General features: G+C 62.2%; 11 protein-coding genes. 3 read left to right on the forward strand and 8 right to left on the reverse strand.

Going from position 1 to position 14,404, the window contains the following annotated elements:
- Nucleotides 1-62 precede the first annotated feature (62 nt).
- Nucleotides 63-1,259, reverse strand: coding sequence for an AAA family ATPase (locus ACU680_RS11200; protein ID WP_448179479.1), 1,197 nt, complete (start codon nucleotides 1,257-1,259; stop codon nucleotides 63-65).
- 259 nt (nucleotides 1,260-1,518) lie between these two features.
- On the opposite strand from ACU680_RS11200, the gene ACU680_RS11205 reads away from it, so the two are divergent.
- Genes ACU680_RS11205 through ACU680_RS11215 form a run of 3 tightly spaced genes read left to right on the forward strand, consistent with a single transcriptional unit; the run spans nucleotide 1,519 to nucleotide 6,733 of the window.
- Nucleotides 1,519-2,622, forward strand: coding sequence for an efflux RND transporter periplasmic adaptor subunit (locus ACU680_RS11205; protein WP_367082461.1), 1,104 nt, complete (start codon nucleotides 1,519-1,521; stop codon nucleotides 2,620-2,622).
- Entirely contained in the window at nucleotides 2,619-3,683 is a 1,065-nt protein-coding gene (locus ACU680_RS11210) for an efflux RND transporter periplasmic adaptor subunit (RefSeq protein ID WP_448179480.1), read from the forward strand. Before ACU680_RS11205 ends, ACU680_RS11210 begins: the two co-directional genes overlap by 4 nt.
- Nucleotides 3,680-6,733, forward strand: a complete 3,054-nt coding sequence (locus ACU680_RS11215) for an efflux RND transporter permease subunit (protein ID WP_367082465.1) — start codon at nucleotides 3,680-3,682, stop codon at nucleotides 6,731-6,733. The genes ACU680_RS11210 and ACU680_RS11215 overlap by 4 nt, the downstream gene beginning before the upstream one ends.
- Before the next feature lie 84 nt (nucleotides 6,734-6,817).
- Here the strand turns inward: ACU680_RS11215 and ACU680_RS11220 are convergent, their stop codons facing one another.
- The 7 genes from ACU680_RS11220 to ACU680_RS11250 all read right to left on the reverse strand — a co-directional run bounded on the left by ACU680_RS11220 (nucleotide 6,818) and on the right by ACU680_RS11250 (nucleotide 14,116).
- A complete protein-coding gene (locus tag ACU680_RS11220; protein ID WP_448179481.1) occupies nucleotides 6,818-7,447 on the reverse strand; it encodes a class I SAM-dependent methyltransferase in 630 nt (209 codons plus the stop codon).
- A 158-nt stretch (nucleotides 7,448-7,605) separates the two neighbouring features.
- Nucleotides 7,606-8,250, reverse strand: coding sequence for a methionine ABC transporter permease (locus ACU680_RS11225; protein ID WP_027611182.1), 645 nt, complete (start codon nucleotides 8,248-8,250; stop codon nucleotides 7,606-7,608).
- Nucleotides 8,240-9,361, reverse strand: coding sequence for a methionine ABC transporter ATP-binding protein (locus ACU680_RS11230; protein WP_448179482.1), 1,122 nt, complete (start codon nucleotides 9,359-9,361; stop codon nucleotides 8,240-8,242). The genes ACU680_RS11225 and ACU680_RS11230 overlap by 11 nt, the downstream gene beginning before the upstream one ends.
- 2 nt (nucleotides 9,362-9,363) lie before the next feature.
- Entirely contained in the window at nucleotides 9,364-10,173 is an 810-nt protein-coding gene (locus tag ACU680_RS11235; RefSeq protein ID WP_367082471.1) for a MetQ/NlpA family ABC transporter substrate-binding protein, read from the reverse strand.
- A 125-nt stretch (nucleotides 10,174-10,298) separates the two neighbouring features.
- Nucleotides 10,299-11,657 (reverse strand): LLM class flavin-dependent oxidoreductase, encoded by a 1,359-nt coding sequence (locus ACU680_RS11240; RefSeq protein WP_007964732.1) that lies wholly within the window; start codon nucleotides 11,655-11,657, stop codon nucleotides 10,299-10,301.
- A complete protein-coding gene (locus ACU680_RS11245) occupies nucleotides 11,657-12,850 on the reverse strand; it encodes an SfnB family sulfur acquisition oxidoreductase (protein ID WP_448179483.1) in 1,194 nt (397 codons plus the stop codon). Before ACU680_RS11245 ends, ACU680_RS11240 begins: the two co-directional genes overlap by 1 nt.
- Nucleotides 12,851-12,874: 24 nt before the next feature.
- Nucleotides 12,875-14,116 carry an SfnB family sulfur acquisition oxidoreductase gene (locus ACU680_RS11250; RefSeq protein ID WP_367082477.1) on the reverse strand — a complete coding sequence of 414 codons (1,242 nt, stop codon included), beginning with the start codon at nucleotides 14,114-14,116 and terminating at the stop codon, nucleotides 12,875-12,877.
- Between the last annotated feature and the right edge of the window lie 288 nt (nucleotides 14,117-14,404).

Raw genomic sequence — 14,404 nt, forward strand, 5'->3', positions numbered from 1 at the left:
CCCCAATCAGTTCCCTCTCCCTCCGGGAGAGGGTTAGGGTGAGGGGCTTTGGGCTGAAACGCTCAATCCGGCCAGTTCCACGCCGGCTCATCCAGCACCCGCTGGCCGACAATCCCGGTCTGTCCCAGCGTCTTCTCCAGCACGATGCAATTGCACTCCGAGTCTTCCTGCAATGCCGAAATCAACCTTCGCGCATGCGACACCACCCACACCTGACACGCCTGCGAAGCGCGAATGATCAAGCGCGCCAGCGCCGGCAACAGATCCGGATGCAGACTGGTTTCCGGTTCGTTGAGCACCATCAATGACGGCGGGCGTGGCGTCAGCAGCGCGGCGATCAGCAACAGATAACGCAGGGTGCCGTCCGATAGCTCCGCCGCCGACAATGGCCGCAGCAACCCCTCCTGAAAGAACTCGATGGCAAAGCGTCCGCCGGCCAGCGGGGCGATGTTCAGCCGTGCGCCGGGAAAGGCATCGCTGATCGCCGCCTGCAATGCCTCGGGGTCACCGATTTCATTGATGGTCTGCAGGGCTGCGGCGAGGTCGCGACCGTCGTGATGCAGCACCGGCGTGCGCGTACCCAATTGCGGCTGGCGCACCGGGGCGTCGGCGTCGCTGCGAAAGTGATCGTAGAAGCGCCAGCGGCGAATGAACTCGCGCATCTGGAACACTTCCGGCGAACTGCGCAGGCTGCCGACCTGATCGAACAGGCTGTCGAAGTTCGGCGTGTGCTGCGCCAGCACGTCCCAACTGCGGCCTTCGCGGGCGCGAATCATCGGGCCGTTGCGATCTACCAGCAGGCTCGCCGGACGATAGAGTGGTCCGGCCCAGATACATTCGCGTTTGATCTGCGGATCGAGGCTGAAGCGCGAGGGGCTGGGATGAGTGTCCCCCGGCAACATGAAGTGTCCGTTGGAATCGGGCAGGCCGAGACTGATGGAGTAGCTGAAATCTTCCCCGGCAAACCCCAGGCGCAGCCTTTTGACGCCCTGACGCACCGTCGGCTCGACCGCCACTTCGCCGTTGCGCATGCGCCGACTGATGGTTTCCGGCCCGGCCCAGAACGTCGAGTCCAGCCCACCCTCGCGGGCCAGCGCGTTGACCACGCCGCCCTGCGCGGTCTCCGCCAGCAGGCGCAAGGCCCGATAGAGGTTGGACTTGCCGCTGCCGTTGGGGCCGGTGATCAGGTTCAGCCGGCCCAGCGGAATCACCAATTTATTGATCGAGCGGTAATTGGCCACCGCGAGGGTCTTGAGCATGGGCGTTTCCTTTGCCGGAGCCGATAGTGTGCCGTGCCCGTACCCCTGTGGCGAGGGAGCTTGCTCCCGCTGGGCTGCGAAGCGGCCCCAAACCCCGATTCGAGAGGTTTGCGCCTGCTTCGCAGTCGAGCGGGAGCAAGCTCCCTCGCCACAGAAATCAATGTGGAAAATGCGTTATTCCCGCGAGCGAAGGTTGAACCCTGTTCTAAGCTCACAGTCGTATCGTCACTTGCACGTTCGTACACAGGAAGGAGTCTGCATGGCGAGTCCCGGATTGAAAACAGTTGTCGTGCTGAGCCTGCTCACGGCGCTGACCGCTTGCGGCAAGAAAGAGGCCCCGGCGGAGTACCTGCCACGAGTCTTCGTGCAAGAGGTCAAACCGGCCGATTACGCCGCTGCCGTGACCCTCACCGGTGACGTTCAGGCCCGGGTGCAGACCGAACTGTCGTTCCGTGTCGGCGGCAAGATCATCCAGCGCATGGTCGATGTCGGCGACCGGGTCAGCGCCAAACAGGTGCTGGCCAAACTCGATCCCAAGGATTTGCAGACCAATGTCGATTCCGCCCAGGCGCAGGTGGTCGCCGAGCAGGCGCGAGTCAAACAGAGCGCCGCGGCGTTCGTGCGGCAGCAGAAACTGTTGCCCAAGGGTTACACCAGTCAGAGCGAATTCGACTCCGCTCAAGCCGCCTTGCGCAGCAGTCAGAGCGCACTGAGCGCGGCTCAGGCGCAGCTGGCCAATGCCAAGGATCAACTCAGTTACACCGCGCTGATCGCCGATGCCCCCGGCATCATCACCGAGCGCCAGGCTGAAGTCGGCCAGGTGGTCCAGGCGACCGCGCCGATTTTCAAACTGGCCCGCGATGGCGAGCGCGATGCGGTGTTCAACGTCTACGAATCGCTGCTCTCGGAACGGCCTGCGGATCGCTCGATCGTGGTCAGCCTGCTCGACAACCCCAACATCAAGACCACCGGCACCGTGCGCGAAATCACCCCGGCGGTGTCGGCGCAGTCCGGCACGGTGCAGGTCAAGGTTACTCTCGACAGCCTGCCGCAGGGCATGCAGCTGGGCTCGGTGGTCAGTGCCAGTGCCAAAGGCTCGGGCAAGTCGGCAGTGCAATTGCCGTGGTCGGCGCTGACCAAAAACATCAGCGACCCCGCCGTGTGGATCGTCGATGACAAGGGCGAGGCGCAACTGCACAACGTCACGGTCGGCCGCTACCTGACCGGCAACGTGATCATCAGTGAAGGACTCACCGGCGGCGAGAAGGTGATCGTGGCCGGTGGGCAACTGCTGCACCCGGGGATAAAAGTCGAGGTGGCAGAAAACACCTACAAGGATCTGCAACCGGGAGCGCAGCCATGAAGCGTCTGGGGCTGTTGTCCATCGGCGTGTTGCTGGCCGCCTGCTCGAAAAGCGAGCCACCGCCGGAGCCGGTGCGGCCGGTATTGTCGATCAAGGTGCAGGCGCTGAACGAGGAAACCCTCGGGCGTTTTGCCGGGAGCATTCAGGCGCGTTACGAGAGCAATACCGGGTTTCGCGTCGGCGGCCGTATCGCCAGTCGCAACGTCGATGTTGGCGCGGAAGTCGACAAGGGCACGCTGCTCGCCACCCTCGATCCGAGCGATCAGCAGAACCAGTTACGTTCGGCCCAGGGCGATCTGGCCAAGGTCCAGGCGCAACTGATCAACGCCCAGGCCAACGCCCGGCGGCAGCAGGCACTATTCGATCGCGGAGTGGGCGCCCAGGCACAACTGGACATCGCCACCACCGACCTGAAAACCACCCAGGCTTCGCTCGATCAGGCGCGCGCGGCGGTCAATCAGAGCCAGGATCAACTCGGCTACACCGAATTGCGTGCCGACCACAAAGCCGTGGTCACCGCATGGAATGCCGAGGCCGGCCAGGTGGTGACCGCCGGCCAGCAAGTGGTGACCCTGGCGCAACCGGACATCAAGGAAGCGGTGATCGACCTGCCGGACACGCTGGTCGATCAGATCCCGTCCGACGTGGTATTTCTGGTGGCCGCGCAGCTCGACCCGAGCATTCACACCACGGCGATCATTCGTGAAATCGAACCCCAGGCGCAGAGTGCCACGCGTACCCGTCGCGCCCGCCTGACCCTGAGCGAAACACCCCCCGGGTTTCGTCTCGGTACGGCGATCAGCGTGACCCTCAGCTCGCCGATCAAACCGCGCATCGAACTGCCCGCCACGGCGTTGCAGGAAGTCGACGGCAAGACCCGCATCTGGGTCATCGACACCCAGAGCAAAACCGTGTCACCGCGCGATGTCAGCGTCACCAGCCGCACCGACAGCACCGTGGTGCTCGCCGGCGGGGTCAAGAGTGGTGAGCAGGTGGTCAGCGCAGGCGTCAACAGTCTCAAACCCGGACAAGCCGTGAAACTCGACGAGGACAGTCAATGAAAGGCTCTTTCAATCTCTCCGAATGGGCCCTCAAGCATCAGTCGTTCGTCTGGTACCTGATGTTCGTCGCGCTGCTGATGGGAGTGTTTTCCTACTTCAATCTGGGGCGCGAAGAAGACCCGTCGTTCACCATCAAGACCATGGTCATCCAGACCAAGTGGCCGGGTGCGACCCAGGAGGAAACCCTCAAGCAGGTTACCGACCGCATCGAGAAAAAACTCGAGGAGCTCGATTCTCTCGACTACGTGAAAAGCTATACGCGGCCCGGCGAATCGACGGTCTACGTGTACCTGCGCGACACCACCAGCGCCAAGGACATTCCGGAAATCTGGTACCAGGTGCGCAAGAAGATCGATGACATTCGCGGGCAGTTTCCCCAAGGGATTCAGGGCCCCGGATTCAACGATGAGTTCGGCGATGTGTACGGCTCGGTCTACGCCTTTACCGCCGACGGCCTGACCATGCGCCAGTTGCGCGACTACGTGGAACAGGCCCGCGCCGAGATCCGCAACGTGCCGGGGTTGGGCAAGATCGAAATGATCGGCCAGCAGGACGAAGTGATCTACCTGAACTTCTCCACCCGCAAACTCGCGGCACTGGGCATCGATCAGCGCCAGGTGGTGCAGAGCCTGCAATCGCAGAACGCGGTGACCCCGGCGGGGGTGATCGAGGCCGGGCCGGAGCGGATTTCCGTGCGCACCTCGGGGCAGTTCGCTTCGGAGAAGGATCTGGCCGAGGTCAACCTCAAGCTCAACGACCGTTTCTATCGGCTGGCCGACGTCGCCGACATCAGCCGTGGTTACGTCGACCCGGCCACGCCGGAATTCCGCTTCGACGGCAAACCGGCCATCGGCCTGGCGATCGCCATGCAGAAGGGCGGCAACGTGCAGGAGTTCGGTAAAGCGCTGCATGCGCGCATCGACCAACTGACGGCCGACTTGCCCGTGGGTGTCGGCGTACACACCGTGTCCGATCAGGCGGTGGTCGTGGAAGAGGCCGTCGGCGGCTTCACCAGCGCGCTGTTCGAAGCGGTGATCATCGTGCTGGTGGTCAGCTTCATCAGTCTTGGCGTGCGCGCCGGACTGGTGGTGGCGTGCTCGATTCCGCTGGTGCTGGCGATGGTCTTCGTGTTCATGGAATACAGCGGCATCACCATGCAGCGGATTTCTCTCGGCGCCCTGATCATCGCCCTCGGCCTGCTGGTGGATGACGCGATGATCACCGTGGAGATGATGGTCACGCGTCTGGAAATGGGCGAGACCAAGGAGCAGGCGGCCACATTCGCCTACACCTCGACGGCATTCCCGATGCTCACCGGTACGCTGGTGACGGTCGCCGGTTTCGTGCCGATCGGCCTCAACGCCAGCTCCGCCGGTGAGTACACCTTCACCCTGTTTGCGGTGATCGCGGTGGCGATGCTGGTGTCGTGGATCGTCGCGGTGCTGTTCGCACCGGTGATCGGCGTGCACATCCTCAGCACCAATGTGAAACCCCACGAAGGTGAGCCGGGGCGCATTGGCCGGGCGTTCAATCACGGTTTGCTGTGGTCGATGCGCAACCGCTGGTGGGCGATCGGCATCACCGTGTTGTGCTTCGTACTGGCGGTGTTCTGCATGCGCTTTGTGCAGAACCAGTTCTTCCCGTCCTCCGACCGCCCGGAAATCCTCGTCGATCTGAACCTGCCGCAAAACGCCTCGATCGACGAAACCCGCAAGGCTGTGGACAAGCTCGAAGCCACGCTCAAGGGCGACCCGGACATCGTGCGCTGGAGCACTTACATCGGTCAGGGCGCAATCCGTTTCTACCTGCCGCTCGACCAGCAATTACAGAACCCGTACTACGCGCAACTGGTGATCGTCAGTAAAGACTTCGAGGCCCGCGAAGCCCTCAGCCAACGCTTGCGCGAGCGTCTGCACAAGGACTTCGTCGGCATCGGCAGTTACGTCCAGGCGCTGGAAATGGGCCCGCCGGTGGGGCGGCCGATCCAGTACCGGGTCAGCGGCAAGGACATCGATCAGGTGCGCAAGCACGCCATCGACCTGGCGACCGAGCTGGACAAGAACGAACACATCGGCGAGATCATTTACGACTGGAACGAGCCGGGCAAAGTCCTGCGCATCGACATCGCCCAGGACAAGGCGCGTCAGCTCGGGCTGTCGTCGGAAGACGTGGCGAAGCTGATGAACAGCATCGTCAGCGGCTCGCCATTGACCCAGGTCGATGACGATATCTACCTGATCAACGTTGTTGGCCGGGCGGTGGATTCCGAGCGCGGCACCCCGGAAACTTTGCAGAACCTGCAGATCGTCACACCCAACGGCACCTCGATTCCGCTGCTGGCCTTCGCCACTGTGCGGTATGAGCTGGAGCAGCCGCTGGTGTGGCGTCGCGACCGTTTGCCGACCATCACCATCAAGGCCTCGGTGCGCGACGAGATCCAGCCGACCGATCTGGTGAAACTGCTCAAGCCGTCAATTGATGCCTTCGCTGAAAAACTGCCGGTCGGCTACAAAGTCGCCACCGGCGGTACGGTCGAGGAAAGCGGCAAGGCCCAGGGACCGATTGCCAAGGTGCTGCCGTTGATGCTGTTTCTGATGGCGACCTTCCTGATGATCCAGCTGCACAGCGTGCAGAAGATGTTCCTGGTGGCGAGCGTCGCGCCACTCGGGCTGATCGGCGTGGTGCTGGCGCTGGTGCCGACCGGGACACCGATGGGCTTCGTGGCGATTCTCGGGATCCTGGCGCTGATCGGCATCATCATCCGCAACTCGGTGATTCTGGTGACGCAGATCGATGAGTTCGAGCAGAAGGGCTACGCGCCGTGGGATGCGGTGGTGGAAGCGACCGAGCACCGTCGCCGGCCGATCCTGCTGACCGCAGCGGCGGCGAGCATGGGCATGATCCCGATCGCCCGCGAAGTGTTCTGGGGGCCGATGGCCTACGCGATGATTGGCGGGATCGTGGTCGCGACATTGCTGACCCTGCTGTTTCTGCCGGCGCTGTATGTGGCCTGGTACAAGATTCGCGAGCCGCAGAAAGAGTCCGCTTGAGGCAAAAGCAAAAGATCGCAGCCTGCGGCAGCTCCTACAGATAATCCCCTGTAGGAGCTGCCGCAGGCTGCGATCTTTTGATCTTCAACCCACCCGCCGCCAGACGCTGGCCAGCCAAGGCTGCTGCTCGCGCGGCAACCCTGCCGGCCGGTAGTAGTGCTCAAGCTCGACGAACCCCGCCGCCGTCAGCAACCCGCGCCACGCCTCAAGGTCGTGATACGCGCCATACTTCGGCCCGTTCCAGCCCTCACGGTTATCCCCGCGCGGATTGGAACTGAACAACACCCCGCCCGGTTTCAGCGTGCCATGCAACTGCTTGAGCACTCTCGGCAATTCCTGCAACGGCACATGAAACAGCACTGCATTGGCGAAGATCCCGTCGAAGCGCTCGGCTGGCAGATCGAGTTTCAGAAAGTCCTGCTGCCAGACCTCGCAACCGCTGTCCTCGCGGGCCATGCGCGCAAATTCCGGCGTGCCATCGAGGCCGACCGCGACGTGGCCCATGCGGGTGAACGTCTGCAAGTCACGCCCCGGGCCGCAGCCGAAATCGAGAAGGGTGAACGGCGCAGTGCCGTGGATATGCCGTAGCAGCGCGTCGATGTTCTGGCTGACATCGTGATCGCGGGTGCCTTCGCGAAAGTCTTCGGCCACCGAGTTGTAGTGGCCGAGGGTGGTGGCGGTGATCTGTTCCAGGTCGGTGGGGGTTTGCTTCATGGTCGAGGGCTGCGCGGCAGTTGGGATTTGCCGAATATACGCCAACCCGCGGGGCCGCTGCGCAGCCCATCGCGAGCAGGCTCACTCCTACATTTGAAATGCGATCCCATGTAGGAGTGAGCCTGCTCGCGATAGCGGTTTCAGAGGCGCGGCATGCCTTAACGCTTGTTCAGGCCCCGCGCCAGACGATCCCCGCCCAACTGAATCACCGCTACCAACGCCACCAGCAACACAATCACCGTCAGCATGATCTGGCTGTCGAAACGCTGATAACCGTAGCGGTAAGCGATATCGCCCAAACCGCCGGCACCAATCGCCCCGGCCATGGCCGACGAGTTGATCATCGTCACCAGCGTAATCGTGAACCCGCCAACGATCCCCGGCAGCGCTTCAGGCAACAGCACGTGCCAGACGATATGCCAGCGTCGGCAGCCCATGGCTTGCGCCGCTTCGATCAAGCCGTGATCGACCTCACGCAGACTCACTTCGGCAATCCGCGCGAAGAACGGCGTTGCGGCAATGGTCAGCGGCACCACCGCCGCCCACACCCCGTAGGTGGTGCCGACAATCAGCCGGGTGAACGGAATCAGCGCGACCATCAGGATCAGAAACGGGATCGAGCGGAACAGGTTGACGAACGCGCCCAACGCGCGGTTGAGCAGCGGCGCCTGATAGATCCCGCCCTTGTCGCTGGTGACCAGAATCACCGCCATCGGGATCCCCACCAGCAACGCGATCAGCGACGACACGCCGACCATCAGGAAGGTGTCGATGAAACCCTGCAGCAAGCGATCAAACCACATAACCCGACACCTCCACCCGTTGCGCCCACTGCCCGGCGCGCTCGCGCAATTGTTCGGCGCTCAAGGATGAGCCGCTGACCGCCAACAACAGTTGTCCCAGCGCATGCCCCTGAATCCGTTCGACGCCGCCCTGCAGCAACTTCACGCGTCCGCCGAGGGCGGTAAATAACGCGGCCAGATCCGGCTCGTCGGCGGCGCTACCGGTGAACTGCAAACGCAGCACCACCGCTGCCTCGGAGGAGGGTGGCTGGGCATGCAGGCTGCTCTGCAGTTCTTCCGGCAGTGCGTGTTGCAGCGGCGCGAGCAAGGTCTGGCTGACCTCGTGCTGCGGATTGCCGAACACTTCCCAGACCGGGCCTTGCTCAACGATCCGCCCGTGTTCCAGGACCACCACGCGGTCGCAGATTTCGCGGATCACAGCCATTTCGTGAGTGATCAGCACAATGGTCAGGCCCAGGCGCTGATTGATCTCGCGCAGCAGGCCGAGGATCGATTGGGTGGTCTCCGGATCGAGCGCCGAAGTGGCTTCGTCGCACAGCAGAATGTCCGGGTCATGCACCAATGCGCGGGCGATGCCGACGCGCTGTTTCTGCCCGCCGGAAAGCTGCGCCGGGTAGGCCGTGTGCTTGGCTTGCAGGCCGACCAGTTCGAGCAGTTCGCGGACTTTCTGCTCGCGTTGTGCCTTCGGCACGCCAGCCACTTTCAATGGTAGTTCGACGTTCTGCCACACGGTCTTGGCCGACATCAGATTGAAGTGCTGGAAGATCATGCCGATCCTTCGGCGCAGGGCCACCAGACGGTCTTCATCGAACTCGCCGATGTCGACCTGATCGATCAGCACCCGCCCTGCAGTGGGTTGTTCCAGACGATTGATGGTGCGGATCAGCGACGACTTGCCGGCGCCGCTGCGACCGATGATGCCAAACACCTCGCCGCGCTGGATCGCCAGATCGATGCCCTGCAGGGCCGCGACCGGGCCTTGCCGACCCTCGTAGGTTTTACCCAGGCCGATGAAGCGCACATGGGCGCGATTCAGCTCGGGATGCAGTTCGGTTTTTTCAGCATTTTTGGGCTCTGGAATCTCCAGTCGCCGTTGGATCGCGGCCGTCATCCTCAGCTTTCCCAACCGGCCTGATACAGCTTGCCGTGGGCTTTATCCAGCGCGGCGCGAACGGCCGGCGAGTGCTGGTAGATGTCGACGAATTTGATCAGGCGCGGATCGTCCTTGCTCTTTGGCTGGATCACGAACTGGATCACGTATTCCTTGTGGTCGAGGCCGTCGAACAGCAGCGCCGAGCCGGCATCGAAGGTCTTCGCCAGACGAATGTAGGCCGGGTAGCCCTGGACCAGATCGGCGTCATCGTAGGCGCGCACCAGTTGCACGGCTTCGACTTGCAGGATCTGGATCTTCTTCGGGTTGGCGATGATGTCGTCTTCGGTGGCCTTGTAGCCGACCCCCGGTTTCAGGGTGATCAGACCGGCCTTGGCCAACAGTTGCAGACCGCGACCGCTGTTGATCGGGTCGTTGGCGATGGCGACGCTGGCGCCCTCAGGCAACTCGTCGAAGCTTTTGTATTTCTTCGAGTAGAGGCCGACGTTGTTGATGATGCCCGGGGCGAATGGCACCAGGTCAAAACCGGAAGCGGCCTTGGCGTTTTCGAGGAACGGGATGTGCTGGAAGTAGTTCACGTCGATGTCGCCAGCGGCGAGGCTGACGTTCGGCGCGATCCAGTCGGTGAACTCCACCAGTTCGACTTTCAGGCCTTGTTTGGAGGCCTCTTCGACGGCGGCTTCCAGCGGAATCGCGAAGGCGGCGGTGGTGCCGATTTTAAGGGGTGCATCGGCGGCGAACACTGCCGAGCTGAACAGGCCGAGGGCCAGGGCCAGTGCTTTGACTGGGTGGGAGAGAAGTTTCTTGGTCATGGTGATTTTTCCAGTCAGTGCATGAATTTTGTGTGTCTGCTCGGGCCTCATCGCTGGCAAGCCAGCTCCCACAGGTTTTGTGAACGCCACAGACCCTTGTGGGAGCTGGCTTGCCAGCGAAGCTTTTAATGTCGGTATGAAGAGCCGGTGTGTTGCTCGGGCAAATGTGCCTCACCGTGAAACAGCTTCTCGCGCAAGCTGCCACTCTCATACGCAGTCTTGTACGACCCGCGCCGCTGCAACTCCGGAATCACCAGCTCGATGAAATCGACATAGCTTTCCGGGGTGACGATGCGCGTCAGGTTGAAGCCGTCGAGTCCCGTTTCAGCGATCCACGCTTCCAGTTCATCCGCCACTTGCTCAGGCGAGCCGACCACGGTGATATAGCGGCCACCGAGGGCGTGCTGCTCGAGCAACTTGCGTCGGGTCCAGTCGTTGTTCTGCAGATTTTTGGTGGCGGACTGGATGGCATTGCTCTTGACGTACTGGATCGGTTCGTCGATTTCGTATTGGGAAAAATCGATCCCGGTGGACGCCGAGAAATGCGCGACGCCGGCCTCGGCGCTGGCATAGCTCAGGTACTCGGCGTGCTTGGCCCACGCGGCTTCTTCGGTGGCACCGACGATCACGTTGAGGCCCATGAACACCTTGATATCCTCGGGATTGCGCCCGGCCTCGACCGCGCTGGCGCGGACCTTGTCCACCTGCACTTTGGTCGACGGCTTGTTCTGGCCGCTGATGAACACGCACTCGGCGTGGCGCCCGGCGAACAGCAAACCGCGATCCGAACTGCCAGCCTGGAACAGCACCGGCGTGCGCTGCGGCGACGGCTCGCAGAGGTGATATCCCTCGACCTGATAGAACTCGCCGTGGTGTTCGACCTTGTGCACTTTCTCCGGCTGCGCGTAGATGCGTTGCTCGCGGTCATTGAGCACCGCGCCGTTTTCCCAACTGCCCTCCCAGAGTTTGTAGAGCACTTCAAGGTACTCGTCGGCCTGATCGTAGCGACGGTCATGCTCGACCTGTTCGCGCAGGCCCATGGCCTTGGCGGCGCTGTCCAGGTAACCGGTGACGATATTCCAGCCGACCCGACCGCGGCTCAGGTGATCGAGCGACGACATGCGGCGGGCGAACAGATACGGCGGCTCGTAAGTGAGATTGGCGGTCAGGCCGAAACCAAGGTTTTTTGTCACCGCAGCCATGGCCGAGACCAGCAGCAGCGGGTCGTTGACCGGCAGCTGGATCGACTCTTTGAGCGTGACGTCCACCGAATTCTGATAGACGTCGTACACGCCGACGATGTCGGCGATGAACAGCCCGTCAAACAGCCCGCGCTCCAGCAACTGCGCCAGTTCGGTCCAGTATTCGAGGGTGTTGTAGCGCGTCGAAGTGTCGCGCGGATGCGTCCACAGGCCATGGTTGATGTGGCCGATGCAGTTCATGTTGAACGCGTTGAGCAGAATCTTCTTTTTCGCGCCGCTCATCAGATCGTCCCTCGAAGCGGAGGGTTTTCAGCGTTGAGGTAGTAATTGCCCACCGCGTGATATTTCCAGCGCACCGGGTCGTGCAGGGTGTGTACCCGGGCGTTGCGCCAGTGACGGTCGAGGCCGTGCTCAATCAGGGTCGCTTGACTGCCGGCCAGTTCGAACAAGGTGCTGCCGGCGGCGAGCGAAATTTCAGTGCTGATCGCCCGTGCTTCGGCGACTGCAATCGACGCCGCAGCGACTGTTTCTGCATTGGTCTCGGCCTGGGCCTTGTCGAGGAATTCGCCGGAGCGCTCAAGCAGTGCTTCGGTGGCGTGCAGGCGGATGCTCAAATGGCCAAAGCTCTTCAGGGTCAGCGGGTCTTCGGTGGCCTTGTCGTTACCGGAGTCGATCCATGGCCGGGTCTTGCTGCGCACGAAGTGCAGGGCATCTTCATAAGCGGCGCGAGCGATGCCAGTGTCGATGGCGGCGTGAAGGATCTGCGCCAGCGGGCCGACCGTGGTCGGACGCTCGAAGGCACTCTGGAACGGGATCACGTCCTCGGCGGCAACGTAGACGTCTTCGAACACCACGGATCCGCTGCCGGTGGTGCGCTGACCGAAACCACTCCAGTCGTCGATCACCGTCAGTTTCTTGCTGTCACGCGGGACGAAGGCCAGTTGCTGCACGCCATTTTCATCGACCACGGAGGTCGGGATACGCTGCGCGTAGATCGCGCCGGTCGCGTAAAACTTGCGCCCGTTGATGCGATAGCCGTCGCCGTCACGCTTGAGACTGGTGACGCGGTCGTGGGCGGTTTTGGTGCCCAGTTCCGCCAGGGCGTTGCCAAAACGTTGACCGGCCAGCACCTCGGCGTACAGCCGCTGTTTCTGCTCGTGGCTGCCGTTAACCCGCAGCACTTCGAGGGCGTAAAAATGGTTCTGCGGAATCTGTCCGAGGGAGCCGTCGGCCTGAGCGATCAGGGCGATGACTTTGGCCAGGGTCACGTTGGACACGCCGGCGCCGCCATACTCCTTGGGCACGCTGATGCCCCACAGGCCGGAGCGGGAAAACACGTCGAGCTCCGGCAGTGGCAGGCGGCGTTCGCGGTCACGCACGGCACTGTCGCGTTTGAAATCTTCGGCCAGGTCGCTGGCGACGATCAGGGCTTGCTCATCGCTGGTGATGACCGCGACGGGATGGGAAAAAGGCATGGGTTTTCTCCAGATGTCTGGTCGTCAGATCCAGGAATGGCGGGCCGGCAAAGTACCGTTCAGGCGATAGGCGCCGACCGCGTGATATTTCCAGCGCACCGGGTCGTGCAAGGTGTGCACCCGGGCGTTGCGCCAGTGACGGTCGAGGTTGAATTCGGCGAGGGTCGCGCGGCTGCCGGCCAGTTCGAAAAGCTTCTCGCTGGCGAGCAAGGAAATCTCGGTAGTCAGCACTTTCGCTTCGGCCACCGCAATTGAAGCGCGGGCGGCGGATTCGGCGGTCAGCGGCGCGGTGTGTACCTGATCCAGCACTTGCCCGGCCTTGCGCAGCAGTGCTTCAGCCGCGTGCAGTTCGATTTTCAGCTTGCCGATGTCGGCGATCACGTAGAGGTCATCACTGGCGCGCTCGACCTTGGCGTCGATCCAGGGCCGCGCGCGGGTTTTGACGAATTCGATGGCATCGTCGATGGCGCCACGGGCGATGCCGGCGTCGATGGCTGCCTGAATCAGCTGCGACACCGCGCCTTGAGTGTTGGGCTTCTCGTTGATTTTCCAGTTATCGACGACCAGGCTCGACTCGACGCGCACGTTGTTCAGCAGAATCGTGCCGCTGGCGGTGGTGCGCTGACCGAAACCCGACCAGTCATCAACGATGCGCAGGCCCGGGGTGCCACGGCGGACGAAGGCCAGCACCTGCTTGCCGTCGTCGTTGAGCGCCTTGACCGCCACCCAGTGCGCGAACAGCGCGCCGGTGGAGTAGAACTTCTGGCCGTTGATCACGTAATCATCACCATCGGCGGTGATACGCGCTTTCAATTCAAGAGTATTTTTGGTGCCGCGCTCAGGGCCGGCATTGCCGATCCGCCAGCCTTCCAGAACGCTCTGGAACAGCTGCTTTTTCTGTTCTTCAGTGGCGCTGCCAAGCACCAGATTGATAATGCCGAACTGGTTCTGCGGGATCTGTCCCAGTGCCGGGTCGGCTGCGGAAATGATCGCGAACACTTCGGCCAACGTGACAAACGAAACCTGCGGGCCGCCGTACTCACGCGGGATGGCAATGCTGCCCAGACCGCTGCGGGTGAACTGTTCGATTTCCGACCACGGCAGCTTGCGCTGACGATCACGTTTGGCGGCCTGCACGCGGGCAACTTGCGCCAGTTCGTGGGCAGCCTTGATGGCTTGGGCGTCGTTGCGCAAGACCTGCGCGGGCAACAACAACGGGGCGATGTCCAGATCCGACTGGACGTTTGCATCGGCCAGACTGGACATCAGTGCCGCTCCTTGGCTGCACGCAATGCCCTGGCGATCTGCACTGGGGTGATTGTGTTCCGGACCATACTACCTACCTCACATCTCATGAAAAACGCCGCAAAAGTGCGGCGAACGAAAGAATGTCCGGTGGTCCGGTTCATATACCCTAAGCGTGTATAAATATTAAATAAACTAACTTTTAGGAATATGTATAGAAGGGGTGGTGGTCGGGTTGGTTAACAACTTTGTTTCGGTGACTGGAGTCTGTGGCAAGGAGCTCGTCGAATCGTCGCACCGTCCCGTTCG

This window comes from Pseudomonas sp. LF020 (assembly GCF_053456425.1).

Bases quoted from the DNA above. Each gene is read 5' to 3' on its own strand.
- ACU680_RS11200 (WP_448179479.1), bottom strand. From the start codon at position 1,259: ATGCTCAAGACCCTCGCGGTGGCCAATTACCGCTCGATCAATAAATTG.
- ACU680_RS11205 (WP_367082461.1), top strand. From the start codon at position 1,519: ATGGCGAGTCCCGGATTGAAAACAGTTGTCGTGCTGAGCCTGCTCACG.
- ACU680_RS11210 (WP_448179480.1), top strand. From the start codon at position 2,619: ATGAAGCGTCTGGGGCTGTTGTCCATCGGCGTGTTGCTGGCCGCCTGC.
- ACU680_RS11215 (WP_367082465.1), top strand. From the start codon at position 3,680: ATGAAAGGCTCTTTCAATCTCTCCGAATGGGCCCTCAAGCATCAGTCG.
- ACU680_RS11220 (WP_448179481.1), bottom strand. From the start codon at position 7,447: ATGAAGCAAACCCCCACCGACCTGGAACAGATCACCGCCACCACCCTC.
- ACU680_RS11225 (WP_027611182.1), bottom strand. From the start codon at position 8,250: ATGTGGTTTGATCGCTTGCTGCAGGGTTTCATCGACACCTTCCTGATG.
- ACU680_RS11230 (WP_448179482.1), bottom strand. From the start codon at position 9,361: ATGACGGCCGCGATCCAACGGCGACTGGAGATTCCAGAGCCCAAAAAT.
- ACU680_RS11235 (WP_367082471.1), bottom strand. From the start codon at position 10,173: ATGACCAAGAAACTTCTCTCCCACCCAGTCAAAGCACTGGCCCTGGCC.
- ACU680_RS11240 (WP_007964732.1), bottom strand. From the start codon at position 11,657: ATGAGCGGCGCGAAAAAGAAGATTCTGCTCAACGCGTTCAACATGAAC.
- ACU680_RS11245 (WP_448179483.1), bottom strand. From the start codon at position 12,850: ATGCCTTTTTCCCATCCCGTCGCGGTCATCACCAGCGATGAGCAAGCC.
- ACU680_RS11250 (WP_367082477.1), bottom strand. From the start codon at position 14,116: ATGTCCAGTCTGGCCGATGCAAACGTCCAGTCGGATCTGGACATCGCC.